This is a genomic window from Streptomyces sp. NPDC056835 (assembly GCF_042789485.1).
Lineage (GTDB): Bacteria > Actinomycetota > Actinomycetes > Streptomycetales > Streptomycetaceae > Streptomyces.
In genome coordinates, this window is the sequence record NZ_JBHUBB010000015.1 from 48403 (window position 1) to 68045 (window position 19643).

The 19643-nt window shown below is 72.0% G+C and carries 20 protein-coding genes; 12 read left to right on the top strand and 8 right to left on the bottom strand.

What is annotated here, in order from left to right; genetic code table 11:
• Positions 1-13 precede the first annotated feature (13 nt).
• Complete coding sequence (locus ACFRMN_RS18890; RefSeq protein ID WP_383020699.1) at positions 14-1300, bottom strand: ABC transporter substrate-binding protein; 1287 nt, start codon at positions 1298-1300, stop codon at positions 14-16.
• A 397-nt stretch (positions 1301-1697) separates the two neighbouring features.
• Between ACFRMN_RS18890 and ACFRMN_RS18895 the strand changes: the two genes are divergently transcribed.
• The 5 genes from ACFRMN_RS18895 to ACFRMN_RS18915 all read left to right on the top strand — a co-directional run bounded on the left by ACFRMN_RS18895 (position 1698) and on the right by ACFRMN_RS18915 (position 7250).
• On the top strand, positions 1698-2714 hold the full coding sequence (locus ACFRMN_RS18895; protein WP_383020702.1) for a LacI family DNA-binding transcriptional regulator: 1017 nt from the start codon (positions 1698-1700) through the stop codon (positions 2712-2714).
• Between the two features lie 65 nt (positions 2715-2779).
• Complete coding sequence (locus ACFRMN_RS18900; RefSeq protein WP_383020705.1) at positions 2780-3547, top strand: FadR/GntR family transcriptional regulator; 768 nt, start codon at positions 2780-2782, stop codon at positions 3545-3547.
• Positions 3544-4317: a creatininase family protein gene (locus tag ACFRMN_RS18905; protein WP_383020708.1), complete on the top strand. Its 774-nt coding sequence runs from the start codon at positions 3544-3546 to the stop codon at positions 4315-4317. Before ACFRMN_RS18900 ends, ACFRMN_RS18905 begins: the two co-directional genes overlap by 4 nt.
• Before the next feature lie 311 nt (positions 4318-4628).
• Positions 4629-5600 (top strand): alpha/beta hydrolase family esterase, encoded by a 972-nt coding sequence (locus ACFRMN_RS18910; RefSeq protein ID WP_383020711.1) that lies wholly within the window; start codon positions 4629-4631, stop codon positions 5598-5600.
• Between the two features lie 57 nt (positions 5601-5657).
• Entirely contained in the window at positions 5658-7250 is a 1593-nt protein-coding gene (locus ACFRMN_RS18915; protein WP_383020713.1) for an AbgT family transporter, read from the top strand.
• Between the two features lie 87 nt (positions 7251-7337).
• Here the strand turns inward: ACFRMN_RS18915 and ACFRMN_RS18920 are convergent, their stop codons facing one another.
• The 5 genes from ACFRMN_RS18920 to ACFRMN_RS18940 form a co-directional block, all read right to left on the bottom strand.
• Positions 7338-7559: a hypothetical protein gene (locus ACFRMN_RS18920; RefSeq protein ID WP_383020716.1), complete on the bottom strand. Its 222-nt coding sequence runs from the start codon at positions 7557-7559 to the stop codon at positions 7338-7340.
• 269 nt (positions 7560-7828) lie between these two features.
• Entirely contained in the window at positions 7829-8071 is a 243-nt protein-coding gene (locus tag ACFRMN_RS18925) for a hypothetical protein (RefSeq protein WP_383020719.1), read from the bottom strand.
• 96 nt (positions 8072-8167) lie between these two features.
• Positions 8168-8551, bottom strand: a complete 384-nt coding sequence (locus ACFRMN_RS18930) for a hypothetical protein (protein ID WP_383020722.1) — start codon at positions 8549-8551, stop codon at positions 8168-8170.
• A 91-nt stretch (positions 8552-8642) separates the two neighbouring features.
• The gene (locus tag ACFRMN_RS18935) at positions 8643-10781 is read right to left on the bottom strand and encodes an alkaline phosphatase family protein (protein WP_383021039.1); all 2139 of its coding nucleotides are present in this window, start codon (positions 10779-10781) and stop codon (positions 8643-8645) included.
• Positions 10782-10988: 207 nt separating this feature from the next.
• Positions 10989-11393 (bottom strand): hypothetical protein, encoded by a 405-nt coding sequence (locus tag ACFRMN_RS18940; protein ID WP_383020724.1) that lies wholly within the window; start codon positions 11391-11393, stop codon positions 10989-10991.
• Between the two features lie 202 nt (positions 11394-11595).
• Here ACFRMN_RS18940 and ACFRMN_RS18945 point away from each other — a divergent pair, with 202 nt between their 5' ends.
• Positions 11596-12387, top strand: coding sequence for an MBL fold metallo-hydrolase (locus ACFRMN_RS18945; protein WP_383020727.1), 792 nt, complete (start codon positions 11596-11598; stop codon positions 12385-12387).
• Complete coding sequence (locus ACFRMN_RS18950) at positions 12387-13052, top strand: DedA family protein (protein WP_383021042.1); 666 nt, start codon at positions 12387-12389, stop codon at positions 13050-13052. Before ACFRMN_RS18945 ends, ACFRMN_RS18950 begins: the two co-directional genes overlap by 1 nt.
• Before the next feature lie 30 nt (positions 13053-13082).
• Here the strand turns inward: ACFRMN_RS18950 and ACFRMN_RS18955 are convergent, their stop codons facing one another.
• A complete protein-coding gene (locus ACFRMN_RS18955; protein WP_383020729.1) occupies positions 13083-14300 on the bottom strand; it encodes an aminotransferase class I/II-fold pyridoxal phosphate-dependent enzyme in 1218 nt (405 codons plus the stop codon).
• 173 nt (positions 14301-14473) lie between these two features.
• Here ACFRMN_RS18955 and ACFRMN_RS18960 point away from each other — a divergent pair, with 173 nt between their 5' ends.
• From ACFRMN_RS18960 to ACFRMN_RS18975, 4 genes are all read left to right on the top strand, one after another.
• Complete coding sequence (locus tag ACFRMN_RS18960) at positions 14474-15982, top strand: bifunctional phosphatase PAP2/diacylglycerol kinase family protein (RefSeq protein ID WP_383020731.1); 1509 nt, start codon at positions 14474-14476, stop codon at positions 15980-15982.
• A 120-nt stretch (positions 15983-16102) separates the two neighbouring features.
• Positions 16103-16903 (top strand): VOC family protein, encoded by an 801-nt coding sequence (locus ACFRMN_RS18965; protein WP_383020733.1) that lies wholly within the window; start codon positions 16103-16105, stop codon positions 16901-16903.
• A gap of 101 nt (positions 16904-17004) precedes the next feature.
• A complete protein-coding gene (locus ACFRMN_RS18970) occupies positions 17005-17814 on the top strand; it encodes a methyltransferase domain-containing protein (RefSeq protein WP_383020736.1) in 810 nt (269 codons plus the stop codon).
• Between the two features lie 84 nt (positions 17815-17898).
• Positions 17899-18261, top strand: coding sequence for a VOC family protein (locus ACFRMN_RS18975; protein WP_383020739.1), 363 nt, complete (start codon positions 17899-17901; stop codon positions 18259-18261).
• A gap of 26 nt (positions 18262-18287) precedes the next feature.
• Here ACFRMN_RS18975 and ACFRMN_RS18980 read toward each other — a convergent pair whose 3' ends face one another.
• Positions 18288-19202: an arginase family protein gene (locus tag ACFRMN_RS18980; protein WP_383020742.1), complete on the bottom strand. Its 915-nt coding sequence runs from the start codon at positions 19200-19202 to the stop codon at positions 18288-18290.
• Between the two features lie 85 nt (positions 19203-19287).
• On the opposite strand from ACFRMN_RS18980, the gene ACFRMN_RS18985 reads away from it, so the two are divergent.
• Positions 19288-19623, top strand: a complete 336-nt coding sequence (locus ACFRMN_RS18985) for a DUF6204 family protein (RefSeq protein WP_383020744.1) — start codon at positions 19288-19290, stop codon at positions 19621-19623.
• Positions 19624-19643 lie beyond the last annotated feature (20 nt).

Here is a 19643-nt window from a genome sequence, read left to right on the forward strand (position 1 = left end):
TCGGCTCTCAGCTCTACTTGAGCAGGGTGTCGCAGGCCTCGACCGCGCGGTCGAGTGCTTCCTGGGGGCTCTGCTTGCCCTGGAGCGCCTTGGCGACCTGGTTGCGCAGCTCGGTCTTCATCTGCTCGCTGAACAGGACGGGCGTGTAATTGACGGCCGTCTTCAGGGACTCGGCGGCGGCGACGCGTACGCGCGTCTCGTCGGTGCCGTCCTCCTTGGTGAAGTACGGGTCGTCCAGGGACCCCTTGGTGCTCGGGAAGATGGCGACCTGCTTGGCGAACGACATCTGACGGGTCGCGTCGGTCACGAAGTGGGCGAACGCCACGGCGGCGGGCTTCTGCTGGCTCTTCTCGTTCACCATGACGCCCATGACATACATGTTGACCTTGCCGGTGCTGGTGACCTGGTCGGTGATCCCGATGTTCTTGTAGAGCGTCGGGGCCTTGGTCTTGAAGTTCTCCAGGTCCAGCGCGCTGCCCGGGTTCATGGCCACGGACTCGGTGAGGAACTTGGTCCCGGAGGACTCGGGCGTGGCGGTCAGCGCCTGCGGGTCGAGCGCCTTCTTGTCGAACAACTCCTTGTAGCGGGTGAGCATTTCCACCCCCTTGGCGTCGTTGAAGGCGAAGCCGGTGCCTTCCTTGTTCATCAGCTGGACGCCGTAGCGGCCGAAGTCCTCGATGGTGGGCACCTGTGCGAGCGTGGCGATCTCGCCGTCGCTCCGCTCGGCCAGCTTGAGCCCCTGGTCGAAGACCTCGTCGTAGGTCGTCGGCGGCTTCTCGGGGTCGAGTCCGGCCTCCTCGAAGAGCCGCTTGTTGTAGAACATCGGGCCGGTGTTGAGGTACCAGGGGAAGCCGTACGTGCCGTCCATGCCCGGGAGCTGGTGGCTCTGCCACGCGCCCGGCAGATACTCGTCGCGGAACGAGGCCGCCGTCTCGTCCTTGTCGAGGTCGAGCGCGAGCCCGGCCTTCGCCAGCGGGGCCACCAGGTCCGGCGAGACATTGACGACGTCGGGCAGCGTGCCGCCGGCGGCGTCGGCGCTCAGCTTGTCGGCGTAGCCCTCGGCCGGCCGGTCGACCCACTTCACCTCGGTGTCGGGGTACTTCTTCTCGAAGTCCTTGATGACTCCGTTGAAGTAGTCCTTGAAGTTGGCCTGGAGGTTCCAGGTCTGGAAGGTGATCTTGCCCTTGACCGGGCCCGAGGCGTCGGAGGAGTCCTCGCCGGAACCTCCACTGCAGGCGCTGAGCGGCAGAACGGTGGCGAGAACAGCGGCGACAGCGACTGCTCTTCGGGAGATGCGCACGGAGAACGGCTCCTTTGCTCGGACCAGGCGTGCGTACGGCCAGCCGGAGCTGCGGGCCACGGCTGCGAATTACCAGCAGACCTTGCAATGTGTTGGGGTGAAAGTCAACACATTCGTGCGACAAAGGCCCATCATCGTGGTGTCACAGCAGCTCAGAGCCGTTCTTTTGCTTTCCTTGCGGTATGACACTAATGCGCTTTAGGATGCTCGGACTCAAGCGCATTAGTACGGGGTCCACATGGCTCGTCCGGTACGGCCGGAAGGCCCCGCGATGCCCCCGTTGCACACCCCGGAACGCAGCGGGGAACGCGAGAAGAGAGGCACACGGGTGGCAGCGAACCCGCCGTCGGACAGGGACACCCCCACGGCCAGACGTACTCCCCCGCGCCGTCCGACCATGAAGGACATCGCCCAGCGCGCCGGGGTCTCGGAGAGCGCGGTCTCCTTCGCGCTCAATGACCGCCCCGGGGTCTCCGAGGTGACCCGCGACCGGGTACGCCGGGTCGCCGAACAGCTGGGCTGGCGGCCCAGTACCGCCGCCCGCGCGCTGTCGGGCGAGGGCTCGGCGACGGTCGGCCTGGTGCTGGCCCGTCCGGCGGCGACCCTCGGTGTCGACTCGTTCTTTCTCCAGCTGATCTCCGGCATCCAGGAGATCCTGTCAGAACGTCAACTCGGCCTGCTTTTCCAGGTGGTGGAGGATGTGCCCGCCGAGTGCGCGGTCTACCGGCGCTGGTGGGCGGAGCACCGCGTCGACGGCGTGCTGGTCGTGGACCCCAGGACCGACGACCCCCGCCCCGATCTCCTGGACGAGCTGGGACTCCCCGGTGTCGTCATCGGCGCGCTGCCCGCCGGCGATACGGGCCGCCACCCCGGCCTGTCGCAGGTACGGGCCGACGACGCGGGCGCGATGGCCGCCATCGTGGGCCGGCTGCACGCGTTGGGGCACCGCCGTATCGTCCATATCGCGGGGCTGCCCTCGCTCGCCCACACGGAGCGCCGTATCCGCTCGCTGCGGATCGAGGCCGACCGGCGCGGGCTGCCCGAGGCGCGCTCGCTGACCACGGACTACTCCGACACCCAGGGCGCGGCGGTGACCCGCCGGGTACTGGAGGAGGACCGCCCGCCGACCGCCCTGATCTACGACAACGATGTGATGGCCGCGGCCGGGGCGGCGGTGACGACCGGGCTCGGTCTCTCCGTACCCGGCGATGTCTCGGTCATCTCCTGGGAGGACTCGGCCCTGTGCCGACTGGTGCGCCCCTGGCTCACCGCGCTCTCCCGCGACTCGGTCGCCTTCGGCCGGATCGCCGCGACGGAGCTGGCCGCACTGCTCGACGGCGGCGGGGCCCGCACCGTACAAGTGCCGCTCCCCCGGCTGATCGAGCGGGAGAGTCTGGACCGGGCACGGCCGTAACGCGTCGGAAATACATCGGCGCACGACCATTGACACTCGAAGAGATCAAGTGATCTATTCACTTCATGAGTCGCAGTGAACTGTCACTGTCCGAGCATCTGGCGGACAGCATCGTCGAGATCATCCGTACCGAACGGCTGGTCCCCGGGGACGCCTTGGCGTCCTCGCGTGACCTCGCCCGCCGGTTCGACGTCACCACGCCCACGGTCCGCGAGGCCCTGCGCAGGCTTGAGGCCACCGGTGTGGTGGAGTTCCGGCACGGCTCGGGGACGTATGTGGGACCGGGCAGTGAGCGACGGCTGCTCGCCAACCCGCATCTGCCGCGCGGCAGTCGCGAATCGGTGCTCGAACTCGTCGAGGCGCGGCTGGTCCTGGAACCCGCCGTGGCCGCCGCCGCGGCACGTACCCGCGTACCGGAGGCGGTGGAGCAGTTGCGGACCGCGGCGGCCAACGCGCTGCATCCGCCGCGCGAGTCGCTGCGTGCCTCGATGCACTTCCATGTGGTGCTGGCGACCGCGAGCGGCAACGCGCTGCTGCGCGAGGCCGTCGAGGCGCTGCTCCAGGTCAGGGCGCGGGATCAGGTCGAGATCCGGCATCGCTACAACGACCGCGCACGGGACCACGCGGAGCATGTGGAGATCTTCGAGGCGGTACGGGACGGGGACGCGGACGCGGCCGAGCGGCTGACCCGGGAGCATCTGGGCTTCATCCGCGAGGCGGTCCTCGCCGCCGACTTCCCGGACACCGGGGCAGCGGATACCGGGACAGCGGACACCGACGCGGCGACGACCGCGGAAGACGGCGCCACCACAGATCCGGAGATCCGCCGATGAACGCCGCGCGGCCAACGCGACTCGCCGAGATGACCACCGAGGAGGCGGCCACCGCCGTCACGGCGAGCCCCGTGGTGATCATCCCGGCCGGCGCGTTCGAGCAGCACGGTCCCGCGATGCCCCTGGCCACGGACACGATCCGGGCCGAGGGTGTGGCCGAGCGCGTGGCCGCCGCACTGGCCGGCCGCGCGGTGATCGGCCCCGCGCTGCCGGTCGGGGTCTCACCGCACCATCTCGCCTTCGCCGGTACGGTCACGCTCACCACCACGACCCTGGCCGCCGTGGTGCGGGAGTACGTCGAGAGCCTGTACCGGCACGGCTGGCGGAAGGTGCTCGTCATCACCGGACACGGCGGCAACAACGCCACCCTGTCCACGGTGGCACAGGATCTGCTCACCACCCACCCCGATCTCCAGTTCGCCTGGACCCCCGTCACCCCGCTCGCGGCCGATGTCGTGTCCGGGATGGGGGTCAGCGAGGTGCACGGTCACAGCGGCGAGGCCGAGACCGCGCAGATGCTCCATCTCGCGCCCGAACTGGTGCACACCGACCGGCTCACCGCCGGTACGACCTCCACCGCCCAACTCGACCCGCTCTCCCGGCTCTCGCGGCACGGCGCCCACCCCGCGCTCGTCGTGCGCTACGACCGGCTCAGCCCCAATGGAATCCTCGGTGACCCGCGCCGGGCGACCACCGAGGACGGACAGGCGGTCGTCGACGCCGTTGTGGTCCGTGTGGTCGCCTTCGTCAAGGAGTGGCTGGACGCCTGAACCGGGCGCCCACGCCCGCCACTTCCCCGCAGACGGCACCGCGCCGCCCGCGCCGCCACCGCAACGGCGTGCCTGGTGCCGTAGGCAGCACCCGCCCGCACCGCCAGGTCCGTAACAACACCCCTCGCGCACCGCATCCGCGCGTGAGCGCTCCTCGTCAGCCCGCACGCCGCACGCGGTACGCATCGTTCAGTACACCTCAGGTGTCACGCGTCGCGCCTCCGAGCCGCGATCCCCGCCCCGTCGCACGGGGCACCCCCCGAAATCCAGTGAGCCGTCCGCCCCCAGGCGTCCGGCAGAAGGAGCCTGCCATGAACTCCCTCCAGCGGATGGCGACCGCCGCCGTGGGCCTCGTCCTGTGCCTCGCTTCGACCGGAGCGACGACCGCGAGCGCGGCCTCCGCCCCCGTACCGCGGGGCACGTCCAAGGCCGCCTGCCGGCTGCCCGCCCCCCAGACGCCCGGCACCAGCGTGTCGCACACGATCAGCAGCGACGGACGGGAGCGGACGTATCAGCTCCATCTCCCGGACGGATACACCGAGAAGCGTGACTGGCCGGTCGTCCTCGCCTTCCACGGCCGGGGCAACACCGGTGCGGGGACCGAGGAGTTCTCCGGGCTCTCCACCCTGCCGGCCGTCGTGGTCTACCCCAACGGGGTCATCGGCACCGGTGACGGGGACCGCCAGGCGTGGCAGGGCGCCCCGTACGCGGCGGCGGGGGTGGACGACGTCCGGTTCACCGAAGACCTCCTCGACCGGCTGGAGTCCACCCTCTGCGTGGACGAGCGGCGGGTGTACGCCACCGGGAAGTCCAACGGGGCGGGGTTCGTCTCCACCCTGCTCGCCTGCCGCATGGCGGACCGGATCGCCGCCATCGCGCCCGTCGCCGCCGCCCTCTATCCCACCGGTGAGCCGTGCGAGCCGTCCCGTCCGGTGCCCGTCATCGATTTCCACGGCACGGGTGATGTCACCATCCCGTACGCCGGGGACGCCGACCGCGGACTCCCCGCCATCCAGGACTGGGTGGCGCGGTGGGCCGAGCGGAACGGCTGCGCCTCCCGCGCCCGTGACCGGGTGACCGAGCCCGACATCACCGTCTCCCGCTGGCGTGGCTGCGACCGAGGGGCCGAGGTACGGCATGTCGCGGTCACCGACGGCGGACACACCTGGCCCGGCGCCGACAGCTACAGCGGCGGCGGCTACACCACCCGGACCATCGAGGCGCACGAGGTCATGTGGCAGTTCCTGCGCCCGTTCCGTACCCCCGCTTCCCCCCGTCACTGAGACCCGCCGCGCCCCCGTCCCCGCCGATCGCAGGAACCGAGCAAGGAGCCCGCTCCCATGACCACGCCGACACCCGCACCACCAGGCAGACCTTCCCCACCACCCGCCGCGCGCGGCGAAGGGTCCGACGACGGAACCCGACTCCCGCTCATCGTCCGCGCGATGGCCGTCATCGAGCGGGCGGGCAACGCGCTGCCGCACCCGTTCTGGCTGTTCTGGATTCTCTCCGCCCTGCTCGCGGTCATCAGCGCGATACTGGCCGCCGCCGATGTCTCCGTCGTCTCCCCGAGCGACCACAAGACCGTGACGGTGCAGAATCTGCTCAGCGGTGACGGGCTGGCCATGGCCGTCTCGACGATGATCGAGAACTTCGCCACCTTCCCGCCGATGGCCACCATCGTCGTGGTGATCATGGGTGTCGCCGTGGCCGAGCGCACCGGCTTCCTCGCGGCGCTGATGCGCGTCGGCGTCTCGCGGGTACCGGCCTCGTGGGTGGTGTTCGCCGTCGCCTTCGCCGGCACCGTCTCCCATGTCGCCTCGGCCGCCGCGTACATCATCCTCGTACCGCTGGGCGGGCTGGCCTTCCGGGCCGTGGGGCGCTCCCCGATCCTCGGCATCGTCGTCGCGTACACCTCCATCGCCTCGGGGTACGACGCGAGCCCGGTCCCCACGCCCAACGACGCCATCTTCGCCGGGATCACCACCGCCGCGGCGCGGATCGTGGGCGGTGACGACGCGTATGTGTCGCCGCTGAGCAACTGGTTCTTCAATATCGCCTCGTCGCTGCTGCTGGCCCTCGTCATCACGCTGGTGACGAAGTTCGTCCTCAGCAAGCGGCCCGATCTCGACGCGGATCCCGACGCCGATCTGGAGGACCTCGGCACGCTCAACCTCAGCGCGCGGGAACGCTCGGCGCTGCGCGCGGCCGTACTCGCCCTGCTGGCGGCGCTCGTGGTGCTCGTCGCGGTCATGGTGCCCGAGTCGTCACCGCTGCGCGGCGAGGGCGGCAGCATCGTGGAGTCGCCGTTCCTGGACGGTATCGCGGCGGTCGTCGCGCTGGTCTTCGGGCTGGTGGGCATCGTGTACGGATACCGCTCGGGCTCGGTCAAGTCGGCCGGTGACATACCGAAGCTGATGGGCCGGGGCATCATGCAGATGGCGCCGGTGCTGGTGCTGTTCTTCGCGATAGCCCAGTTCCTGGCGTACTTCGACTGGACGCATATCGGTGATGTGCTCGCGGTCAGGGCGGCCGAGGCGCTGGAGCAGAGCGGGATGCCGATCGTCCTGGTGTTCCTGCTGATCCTCGTCCTGCTGACGCTGGTCAATGTCATGGTCACCAGCGGGTCGGCGATGTGGGCGATGTGCGCGCCCGTTCTGGTGCCGATGCTGATGCTGGTGAGCGTGCCCGCCGAGACCACCCAGGCGCTGTTCCGGATCGCCGACTCGGGGTCGACCGCGATCACCCCGATGAGCCCGTACTTCGTGATGGCGCTGGGCTTCCTCCAGCGCTACCGCAAGAGCGCGGGGATCGGCACGCTGGCCTCGTACACCCTGCCGCTGGCCCTGGCCATGACGGTCGCGTGGACCGCGCTGTTCCTTGTCTGGTGGGCGGTGGGCATCCCGCTCGGTCCGGGTGCTCCGGTGCGCTGAACCGGCGTCTCCGGGAGCGTCCGGGAGGGGAGGGCTCCGGCGGCGCTCCCCTCCCGGCGGCCGTGCCGCGGGCCGGCGGGTGATGGGTCAGTCCCAGCGGTAGCCGTCCCCGAACAGCAGCGTGTGCTCCAGCACATCCTCCATCGGGTCGTCGATCTGGCCGGTGTGGATCAGCGTGAACCGCGACCCGTTGTGCGAGTCGTGGTGCGTCTCGTCCGCGCTCGCCGTGCCGACGGGCACCCCTGTCACCACCGCCGTCGCCGCGATCCCGGCCGCCCACCGGGAGATGGTCCTTGTCGTGCCGTTCATCGTTGGCTCCTCACCCTCGTTTCCCTCGAACAGCGGTACTTTCCGTCCCGTTCATCTGTTGGGCGGGTTAAAAGGTCACGCGGTTCATCGGAGAATTTTCCGGTTCTCTCATAGGACGAACGCCGGGATCCGCTACGGTTGTTCGCGGCGCCGCACACCGCGGGTCGGCGGACCGCGCGGCGGCGTGGTGGACTTCGGCCGCACGCCGGACGGCCGGCCGCGCGGACGCGACCGGCCGTCGTCAACAGCGCGCGAGGGCGCGGGAGATGTTACTGAACGGTACCGCGCTCACCTCGTTCCTCGTCCTTGGCACGTCGGCCGATCGAACGCTGGTCGAGCGAACGCCGCTCGGCGAGACGCCGGTCGGCGGTGGCGATGGGTTCGGAGTCCCACCCGGAGTCGTCCGAGCCACCGCCCGGACTCGGGGCCCGGCGACGGAGGTTCGACGCGTCGGAGCGCGCGGCCTCGGCGCGGATCATGGCGTTGAGCGCGGCGAAGGGGTCGATCGGCATGGCTGTGTCCTCACGGTGAGAAGGTGCTGAAGAAAGCGACTGCTGTGGTCCGAAAGGCACTTCAGCGCCCCACGAGGCACTGAGGGGCCGGACCTGTCAGCAGCGCAGCACCACACAGCGCGGAGTGACCGGCGCCCGCGGCGGCCAGACCGGAACGCACCGTCCGGCATACGGAACCGGTACCCGCTCACCGAACAGTCCGCTGTGGGTCAGGGGCTGTTGGGGCTCCCTGCCCGTCCGCTCGTGCCTGGCCGGGGCGGACTGCACGGTCTCGGCGGTGTCCTGGTGTCCCTCACCCGCCGGGTCCCGGGAACCGGACGCGGGCGGCAGGGACTCGGCGTCCCGCATCGCCGCCGAGGACGGCGCGATCGACATGCCCAGGAAGGCGATCAGCACCAGCACCGCCACCAGGGCGGCCCGGCGCGCGGCGGCGGCGCGGACAACCGCGGCGCGGGTGGGAACGGACGTGGCACGCTTCATGGGCACGACCTCCTGGACAACGCACCTCTGCCCAGAAACACACGCGCGCCGTCCTGCTACCGGCGGAAACCGCTCACACGGGGGACGCGACCTACGCCGGGTCCCGCTCCTCCTCGGCGGTTCGTGCCTCGTCGGAGCGCACTTTCGCCACGGGAACGGACACCGTTCCCAGCGGCACCTGCGGTCCGCTGCCCTCCCTCAGCCACCGTCTGAGCACCTGGTGCACCCGCTCGGCGCCCACGAGTTCACCGCTGTCGGGGACCGGCGCGGAGAGCGCCAGCGGTGACAGCAGGAAGGCCCGCGACTGCTCGCCGCCGAGTCCGCCGTGCGAGCCGATCTGTTCCTCGAAGGCGTGCACGCGGCCCGTCACCGGGTCGTACATCGAGTTGACCATGATGTCCGCGACATGCGGGAAGGAGTCCGTGCGCCGTACGGCGTCGGCCGCGCCCGGTCCCATACCGGTGAGCGGGCCGCTGTCGTCCAGTACGTCGACGGGCACCTCCGCCCCGCCGGGGCCGAGCACCACCGATCCGTGTTCCTCGCTCCGTACCAGCAGGAAGCCGATCCCCGGATGGCTGGCGAGGGTCCGCAGCAGCGCGGGATGGCGCCGGTCGATCTGCTCGCGGCTCATCCGCTCCGGCACATCGGGGAAGGAGATCAGGCCGAGATTCCCGGACGCGAGCACGACCGGGTCGGAGCCGTGCGCGGATTCCTCACCGGCGCCCTCGGGCTCCGGCCGGTGCAGCACGCCGCGAACGGCGTGCCGGGCCGCCTCGCGCGCCTCCGCGCCGCTCCTCGTACGCCCGGCCCGGCGCGGGACGGGCAGCCCGCAGCCGGCCCTGACCAGGTCCCTGAGGGTGAGTCCGTACGCGCCCTCGAAGGTCTCGCCGGGGCTCTGGCCGTGGTCGGAGAGCAGCACGATCCGGTACGTACGCGGTGCGTGCTCGGCGGCCCTGGCGATCAGTCCGACCGCGCGGTCGAGCCGGGCGAGTACCCGCTCGGCGTCCCGGCTGTGCGGTCCCGAGTGGTGGGCCACCTCGTCGTACGCGACGAGGTCCGCGTAGACGGCGGTGCGTCCGGCCAGCATGTCGCCGATCACGGCCGTGACCACCACATCACGCTCGACGACGGTCGCGAAGGCCCGGATGAACGGATAGAGCCCGCCGCGGCCGACCCGCGGCCGGTCGCCGCGTATCCGTGCCCGGGTCGATTCACCGATCTCGCGGCCGACGTCGGCGACAAACGAGACCGCCGTACGGACGGCGTTGGCGGGGTCGGAGAAGTAGGCGAAGTATCCGGCGCGGGAGCGGTTGGCCCTGCCGCGCCGCGCGGCGATCGACAGCACCAGCGCGAGCTGGTCGGCTCCGCCGCTGAAGAGATTGCCGCGGCTGGCGCCGTCGAGGGTGAGCAGGCCCCCGTCGTTGGTGCGGCCGATGGCGCGGCGCTGGAGTTCGGCGGCGCCGGCGGGCCGGTTGCTGACCATGATCCGGCCGGTGTCCTTCTCGTACCAGCGGAAGGCGGGGACGTCGTGGTTGGAGCCGTGCAGGATGCCGAGCTGGCTGGCGCCCGTCTGGCTGGACCAGTCGGTGCGCCAGGGCGTGAGCCGGTGGGTCGGCCGCGGGTCGGCCGGCGCGCCGTCGGCCGGGCCCCCCGGAGCGACGCGCGCCGGGTCGGCCGGCGTACCGCACCCGCCGTCCGGGGCCGGTGGCGGCACACCCAGCCAGCCCGCGACATGCGGCATCACCCCGGCGGCGACCGCGTCGAGCAGCACCTGGTGCCCGACCCCGTCGAGTTGCAGGAACACCGTGCCGGGCGATCCGCCGCGCCCGCCGTCCTCGCCGCTCCTGCGGCGCCGCCGGTCCGCGAGGCGGGAGAGCCGGCGCCGGTAGGCGTCGTCGTCACCGACCGCGAGCGCCGTCGAGGTCGCGGAGGCCACGGCGGACATCACGGCCGCGACCACCACGGCGGTCTCCGGATTGGCCGCCCCGCGCCCGTCGGGGATGAGCCAGAGCGCGATCAGCAGCAGCGAGCCGTTCAGGAAGAACACCAGCAGACCGAGGACCAGCGCGGGGACGAGCAGCAGGGCACGTACGAGCAGGGGCCAGACCAGCGCGCTGAGCAGTCCGAACGCGCCCGCGCCCCAGGCCGCGGTGAGCGCGGTCCTGGTGATGCTGTCCTGATTGTCCGACTGAAGCTTGAAGTCGGGCAGGATCCCCGCCAGCGCCAGCATCGTGAGCGTGGAGACCGCCCATACGATGATCACCCGCAGCAGGGCTCCGCCTGTCGTACGCCACCGCCCCTTGAACACGTCGCTCCGTCACCTCACGTCGGGCCCGTACGCACTCACGGGCTCGGGCCTGTCTCCTGGATCAGGCCCTCGGCCCAGCGTCGCACAGAGCGCCCCTGACTCTCCCGGGGTATCCGAGGTCACGGCGGGTCAGCAGCCGTCGTACCCTGCCGTCGGCATCGAGAGCCTGCGGTGGACGTCGGCCTTCATCGCCGCGTCGTACAGCGGTTCGTCCAGTCCGACGGTCTCCAGCGGTACGCCTCTGCGCGCGCACTCCGCGGCGAAGGCGGATGCCGACCTGAACGCCCGTTCGAGAACGCGCTCGTTCGCCGCGACGAACAGATCCACCAGCCCCGCTTCGACATCCCCCCACAGTCCGCAGTGGTCGGGGCGCAGCCCGTACAGGAGCAGTTGCCGGGTGACGAGATACCCCTTGTCCTCGGCCCAGCGCGCGCACATCGTGTGCTGGCCCCGGGTATCCACGAGGAAGGGATCGCTGTCCAGCTCCTCAAGCGGCGTCAGGCTGGCGATCACGGCCACTCGTACCTCACGCATGCCTGCCCCCGCTCCCCGGCACTCGTCTCCGTCCGCAGACCCTACTCGGCGCACGCCCCCGCGAGGCAAGCGCGTACCCGGCGGTCAACGGCGCGCGACCAGCGCATCCGGCTCCGCCCGCGCGGGCATCCGCCGTACGCTGAGTACGGAGAGGGGCCCGGGGCGGGAGCGCGGTCCATGGGCGGACGGAGCTGAGGTCGGGTTGGGAACTGTCATCACATGGTGGGGCCATGCCACCTGCACGGTCGAGGACTCCGGGGTACGGGTGCTGACGGACCCGGTCTTCGTCCGCCGGCTGGCGCATCTGCGCCGCCGGCGCGGTCAGGTGCCGCCGCCCGAGGCGTCCGACGCCGATGCCGTGCTCGTCTCGCATCTGCACTCCGACCATCTCCATCTGCGGTCGCTGACCAGGCTCGCGCCCGGCACCCGGCTGATCGTGCCGCGCGGCGCCGAGCGGTCGGTGCCGGGGCTGCGCAGGCTGGACGCCCGCAGAAACCCCTCCGGGCTACGCATCACCGAGGTCGGGGCGGGAGACGAGGTGGAGATCGGGGCGCTGCGGGTACGGGCCGTGCCCGCGCGCCACGACGGACGGCGGCTGCCGGTCGGACCGCACCGCTCCCCCGCTCTGGGCTTTGTGATCAGCGGCGCGTCACGGACGTACTTCGCCGGGGACACCGGACTCTTCGACGGGATGGCGGACGCCGTGGGCCCGGTGGATGTGGCACTGCTGCCGGTGGGCGGCTGGGGGCCGCATCTGGGGCCCGAGCACCTGGACGCGGGCCGGGCGGCGCGGGCGCTGGCCGAGCTGGCGCCGAGCGCGGCGGTACCGGTGCATTTCGGTACGTACTGGCCGATCGGGCTGGACGGGGTCCGCCCCCACGAGTTCTACGCGCCGGGCGACGAGTTCGTACGGCACGCGGCGCGGCTCGCGCCGAAGGTCACCGTCCATCTGCTGCGGCACGGCGAGAGCGTGCGGCCGGAGGCCGGCCTGTGATCGACCGGCTCATCACACAGCTCTCGGAGCTGCCACCCGAGTCGACACAGCAGGCCGTCGGCTATCCGTCCGTCTTCCTGCTGGTGACGCTGGGCGCGCTGGTGCCGGTGGTGCCGACGGGGGCGGTGGTGAGTTCGGCGGCGGTGGTGGCCTTCCATCAGACCGCGCCGCTCGCCATGCTCTATGTCTTCCTGGTGGCGTCGTTCGCGGCCTTCCTCGGTGACATATCCCTCTACTGGCTGGGCCGGCGCGGTGTCGGCTCCAAGAACGGGTCGCGCTGGCTGGAGGCGATACGCAGGCACGCCCCGCCCGACCGGCTTGAGCAGGCACAGACGAAGCTGCGCGAGAACGGGGTGACGGTGCTGGTGCTCTCCCGGCTGGTGCCCGCCGGGCGGATTCCGGTGATGCTGGCCTGTCTGCTCGGGGACTGGTCGCCGCGCCGGTTCGCCCGGGGCGATGTGCCGGCCTGTCTGGCCTGGGCGGCGACGTACCAGCTGATCGGGGTGCTCGGCGGCTCGCTCTTCGACGAGGCCTGGGAGGGGGTGCTCGCCGCGGTGGTACTGACGCTGCTGCTCAGCGGCGCCCCGGCGCTCTGGCGCAGACTGCGCGGGCCGGGCCACCCGGAAAGCCCGGAGAGCCCGGATGCCGGGGGCAGGCCGACGTAGCGCCGGCGGGGCTCACTCGCCCACGCCCGCTCAACGCAGTTCGTCGAAGACCGCCGCGAAATGGTCCAGCGCCCGCACGACATGCGGCAGTTCCAGCGGCGCTGTCGCGGTGAGGGACTTCAGCCGCTGTTCCGGGGTCGCCCCGAGCAGCGGTCCCGTCGGCAGACGTACCCGCAGCGCGCCCAGTTCGTCCCCGAACCGGTGGCCGCCCGGTACGGGAACCTCCAGACGCCGGCTCAGATGGTTCTCCAGCTCCATCGAGTCGGTGACGCCCAGCCTGGCCAGCTGTCCGCGCAGCGGTCCGAGGTCGGCGTAGAGATGACGGCCGGCCAGCGGCACGACCGCGAGGGCGCCGGAGGCGAGGACCAGTCGGTGGGTGGCGGCGGCCAGCTGCCCGTGCAGCGCGGCGGTGGCCCGCGTCCTGGCCATGACGGCGTCCGGCTCGTCGAGCGCGTGGGCGGCGGCAGCGGCGACCGGGCCCGCGACCAGCGCGCCCAGCGCGGTGAGGATGTCGAGCGTCCTGGCCCGCAGCGCGGTTCCGGCGTCGGTCGCCGGGTAGCGGGCGACGGCCATCGGCCAGGCGGCCGGGAGCAGCGCGCCCGCCAGATCGGAGAGGACGACGACCTCCTGCGGCCACATCTCGGCCGGGCTGAACAGCACCGTCTCGTGCGGCCGGTGCAGGGTGTCGCGCCATGTCTCGTCGCTGACGATATGCAGTCCCTCGCCGACCGCCGCCTCACAGGCCTCGCGGACCAGTTCCGGCGGGGCGACCGCGGCGGTGGGGTCATCGGCGACGGAGAGCAGCAGCACCCGAGGGCGGCCGCCCTCGGCCCGTACCCGCCGTACCGTCTCCAGGAGGGCGAACGGATCGGGCACGCCGCCCGCGTCCGCCGGGGCCGGCACATGGTAGGCGGGCCGGCCGAGCAGCCGGGTCCCCGGGGTCCAGGAGGCGGGGCACGGCCGGGGCATCAGGACGTCCCCGTCGTACGCGGCGAGCAGCGCGAACAGCAGCGGCTGCGCGCCGGGCGCGGCGACCATGCCGTCGGGACCGGTGCGCAGGCCGCGCCGCGACCAGTAGCCGGCCGCCGCCTCCCGCAGGACCGCGTCACCGCCGGGCGGCTGCGGCGCGGTGTGCCCGGCGGCCCCCGCGCATTCGCCGACCAGTTCGGGCAGCGCGGGCAGCCCCGCGTCGGGGGCGGGCGGGCCGAACCGTACGGAGCCCCGGCCCTCGGGAGCCGTCCGCCGCATACCGCCACCTCCCGCGATCGCCCTTTATTTCACCCCTTCATTTGACCCCTTTATACGGAGGTTTGATGCATATCGCCCTCCGGGCGCCGTCCGGCCGGGCGCTCCGGGGGCCGTTCGGCGCGCTCCCCCGGACGGTCTGCTTGGGGTGGCCGCTCGCGGGGTACCCGCGTTCCATGTCAGAGACCTCTGGGACCTACGCACAGACGGCCCCGGGCACCCGTGTCCGGATCGCGGCGCTGCTCGACGACTGGGACGAGCGGGCCTTCCGCTCCGTCGCCGGCCGGCGCTGGCCCGGCGCGGGGCCCGTACTGCCCCGGCTGAGCCGGTCCGCCAACCACGGACTGCTCTGGTTCGGCGCCGCCGCGGGCATCGCGGTGCTGGGGCGGGGGGCGCGCTCGCGCCGGGCGGCCCTGCGGGGCGCGGTGTCGCTGGGGCTCGCCTCGGCGACCATCAACACCGTGGGCAAGCGGGCGGTACGCCGGCAGCGGCCCCTGCTCGATGTCGTACCGGTGATACGGCGCCTGAAGCGCCAGCCGTTCACCACCTCCTTCCCGTCCGGGCACGCGGCCTCGGCCGCCGCCTTCGCGACCGGGGTCGCGCTGGAGTCCAAGGGCTGGGGCGCCGTCGTGGCGCCGGTGGCCGCCGCCGTGGCCCTCTCCCGGGTCTACACGGGGGTGCACTATCCGAGCGATGTGCTGGTGGGCGCCGCGCTCGGGGTGGGGGCGGCCCTGGCGGTGCGCGGGATCGTACCGACCCGCTCCCAACTGCCCTCACCGGGACGTCCGTACGCCGAGGCCCCCGCGCTGCCCGACGGCCACGGTCTGGTGGTCGTGGTCAACCTGGCCTCCGGCTCTTCGGACACCGCCGCACTGGTCCGGGACGCGCTGCCGGCCGCGGACGTCGTGGAGTGCGCGCCGCGGGAGGTGGACACCGAACTGGCGAAAGCGGCGGACCGCTGCGTGGCCCTCGGAGTCCTCGGCGGCGACGGAACGGTCAACCGGGCGGCGTCGATCGCCGTACGGCACGGACTGCCGCTGGCCGTCTTCCCCGGCGGGACGCTCAATCACTTCGCCTACGACCTGGGCATCGAGAGCGTCCAGGACACCTGCCGGGCGCTGACCGCGGGTGACGCCGTACGGGTCGACCTGGGGCGCTTCACCCCCGGGCCCGGCGGGGCGGCGACGGGGTACTTCCTCAACACCTTCAGCCTGGGCGTCTACCCGGAGCTGGTACGGGTGCGCGAGCGCTGGGCGCCGCGCGTCGGCGGCTGGCCCGCCGGGATCCTGGCCGCGCTGAAGGTGCTGCGCGGTGAACACCAGCTGGAAGCCGAGTTCGAGGGCCGGCACCGGGCGCTGTGGCTGCTGTTCGCGGGGAACTGCATCTACCAGCGGATGGGGCCGACCCCGGGGCACCGGCTCGATCTGGCCGACGGTCTGCTGGACGTACGGATCGTGCACGGCGGCCGGGCCCCGGGGCTACGGCTGCTCGCCGCCGCGCTCGCCGGGCCGCTGAGCCGTTCGCCGGTGCACGCGGCGGAGCGGATGCGGCGGGTCCGGATCGCCCGGATCGCGCCGGGTACGCCGCTCGCGTTCGACGGTGAAGTGGCCGAGGCCCCCCGGGAATTGACACTGGACAAGGCGGAGGAGGCGCTGACGGTCTACCGGCCGAAGGCACTGCTGTAAGGGCTGCCCCGGGCGCTGCTCCCGGCGCCGCCGCGGGCCATGGCCCGGAACGATGTGGCCTATGAGCTCACCCGGGAGCACTGGAAAGGTTAGGCTCGCCTAACCGACCTGGGAGGCACCTTGAGATCACAACCCGCCACGGAATCAACGGAGTTCGAGCAGCCGGGTGACGAACAACCGGAGTTCGACCATCTGGTGCACTGCGTACCCGACGTCGAGTCCGCCGTACGCGGCTACACCGAAGCCGGACTGCCCGCCCACGCCAACCCGGAGCATCTGGGGTACCGCAACGGCGCCTGGCGGCTGGACACCCGCTATATCGAGCTGTCGAGCATCGTCAACCGCCTGGTCTTCCTCGACTCGCCCTATGGCAGGGCCATGAAGGGCTGGCAGCCCCGGGCCGACGAACTCGTCGCGCGTGGCGGCGGCGCGCTCACCTTCTGCGTCCATGTCACCGACGCGGGCGCCACGGCGGAGCGGCTGCGCGCACACGGGCACGGGGTGGAGCTGCTGACGTTCGCCCGCGAGGACTCCCCCGTCTCGTTCCGCGAGGCGATACTGACGGACGGCCCGCCGTGGGCGCCGTTCTTCGTGACCTACGAGCCCGACCGGCAGACGATTCTGGCCAAGTACAGCGCGGGCCGGGTCAACCGGGGCCCGTACGACCTCGCCGGGATCCTCATCGAGACCCCCGATCCGCGCGCCTCGGCTCACTGGCTGGGCGAACTGCTCGGCGTCCCGCCCGGGGCGTCGCCCACGGTGGTGCCGCTGCCGCTCGGCCAGGCGCACTTCACCGAGGGGCCCGCCGACGCGATCACCGCCCTGCTGCTCTCCGGGGGCGGTCCGCCGACGACGGTGATCGACGGACTCGCGGTACGGCCGGTGGAATCGGTATCGGTCGCCGGATCGGGGCGGACCTGATGTCCGCATAGCAAGACGCAGGTCTCATCATGCGACATGGCAGCGTACCGTGGCCGGACCACGTCACGAGCCGGGCCACGTCACGAGAGGGAGTCCCGCCCATGCCGAAGGAGACCGCGGTCTACACCCACGGGCACCACGAGTCGGTGCTGCGTTCGCACCGCTGGCGCACCGCCGCCAACTCCGCCGCCTACCTCCTCGCCGAGCTGCGCCCGGGTCAGGACCTGCTGGATGTCGGCTGCGGTCCCGGGACCATCACCACCGACCTGGCCGGGCTGGTCGCCCCGGGCACGGTCACGGCCGTCGACGCCGCCGAGGACGTCCTGGACAAGGCGCGGGAGGCGGCGGCCACCGCCGGTGCGGACAATGTCCGCTTCGCGGTCGCCGATGTCCACGCTCTGGACTTCCCCGACGACTCCTTCGACATCGTGCACGCGCATCAGGTCCTCCAGCACGTGGGCGATCCCGTACAGGCCCTGCGCGAGCTGCGCCGGGTGTGCCGGCCCGGCGGGGTCGTGGCGGCGCGCGACGCGGACTACGGCTCGTTCGCCTGGTTCCCCGACGTACCGGCGCTGGACGGCTGGCAGGAGCTGTACCGCGGGGTGGCGCGCGCCAACGGCGGGAAGCCGGACGCCGGGCGGCGGCTGCTGTCCTGGGCGCGGCGGGCCGGCTTCACCGACATCACCGCGACCGCCACCACCTGGTGTTTCGCCACGCCCGGCGAGCGCGCCTGGTGGAGCGGCCTGTGGGCGGACCGTACGACCGCGTCGGACTACGCGGGTCTGGCGGTCGACGGCGGTCATACGACACCGGAGCGGCTGGCCGAGATCGCCGGGGCGTGGCGGGAGTGGGGCGGCGCCGAGGACGGCTGGTTCATGGTCCCGCACGGGGAGGTCCTCTGCCGGGTATGAATCCGGTACGCCGGGACGTACGAGGCCGCTCCCGGCCGCCCGAATCGATCACGTGTCCCGGCGCGGCCAACTACCCTGGTGCGCATGGAAATCCTGGGAACCACGTTGCGCATCTGCGTCGACGACCTGGAGACCTCGGTGGTGTTCTACGAACGCCTCACCGGAAGCCCCGCGCTCCGCTTCGAGCGCGGTGGGGTCTCCGTCGCCGCCGTCGGCTGCTTCCTCCTCATGACCGGCCCCGCGTCGGAAATCGATGTCCTGCGCAAGGTCACGGCGACGATCGCGGTCAAGGACGTCGACGAGGCGATCACCGTCCTCACCGGCGTCGGGGCGCATATCGTCGCGGGCCCGGTGCCGACGCCGGTGGGGCGCAATGTGATCGCCCTGCACCCGGACGGTTCGGTCTTCGAGTACGTCGACCGCAAGGCCGTACCGACACCGGGCTGATCACCCGGGCCGGCCGGCCGGGCCGGTCAGCCGACGGCGTGGGGCCCTTCGTCAGTGAAGGCCCCCACCACCAGATCGGCGAGCAGCGCCCCCGCCGTCCCGTCCGGGTCGAGGTCCGGGTCGTAGATGGTGACGTTGAGCCCGACGCAGCGCTCGGAACGCACCAAGGTCCGCAGCAGTACGGAGAGTTCGTCCGGCAGCAGGCCACCCGCGTCCGGGCTGTCGACCGCGGGCATCACCTCCGGGTCGAGCACATCCGCGTCCAGATGGACCCAGAACCCGTCGGTGACCGGCGTCTCCAGCGTCTGGAGCACGGCTCCCGCCAGCTCCGCCGCGCCCCATTCGCGCAGCTCACCGACCGTCACGGTGGGGATTCTCAGCCGGGCGAGCTCTTCGCGGTCCTCGTCGTGGTCCCGGATCCCGAAGAGCCGTACGTCCTCGTCCCGCAGATACGGACGCAGTCCCTCCAGGTCACTCAGATCCCGCTGGCCCCGGCCGGTGCCGATCGCCAGTTCCTCACCGCCCGCCGCGCCGATGGTGTCGGAGTTGCCCGTGTGCCGGAAGTCGGCCGAGCCGTCGATGGCGGCCAGCCCGTACCGTCCCATACGGCGCAGCGCGAGCGAGGCACCGAGCTGGATGGAGCAGTCGCCGCCCAGTACGAGCGGGAAGTCCCCGGCCCTGACATGGTGTTCGATCCGGTCGGCGAGCCGGGGGGTGTACGCGGCGATCGCCGCCGCGTTGAAGACCCCGTCGCCCTCCTTCCAGTCGCCGCGGTCGTAGCGCGGCGGGACGACGACACCACCCTCGAACGCGCCGAGCCGCTGGACGATCCGCTGCTCGCGCAGGGCGCCGGCGAGTTTGTAGCACCCCGGCACGACACCGGGGGCCGGGGGCCGGAGCCCCAGGTTGGAAGGCGCGTCGATGACCACGATATTCCGCATGCGAACCATCCTCACCGCCGTAGGGTTGATCCTCAAATGAGTTCGCGGACAGCGAGAGCCGGAACGGAAGAGGGCGGGCAGCGGGATGACCACACAGCACACCTATCGGGTGATCGTGCGCGGCACGTGGGACGGGCTGACGGACGACGACCGCTCCCGGCTGCTCGCGGAGGTCGACCAGCACGGTCTGGCGCAGATGCGGTTCACTCCCGAGGGCTCGCTCACCTATGACGCGGCGCTGAAGCACTTCAGCTACCGCTTCGTGGTGCTCTCCGACGCGGCGGACGGCGAGGAGATGGCGGGCGCGCTCGCCGAGGACCGTGCCGGGACGGCGCTGAAGGCTCTGGGCTGCGGCCATGGCGAGCTGCGGTCCACGGTGACCGACATGGACACCATGAAGATCAACCGCAAGGGCCGCTGAGCGGCGCGCGCCGACGCGAA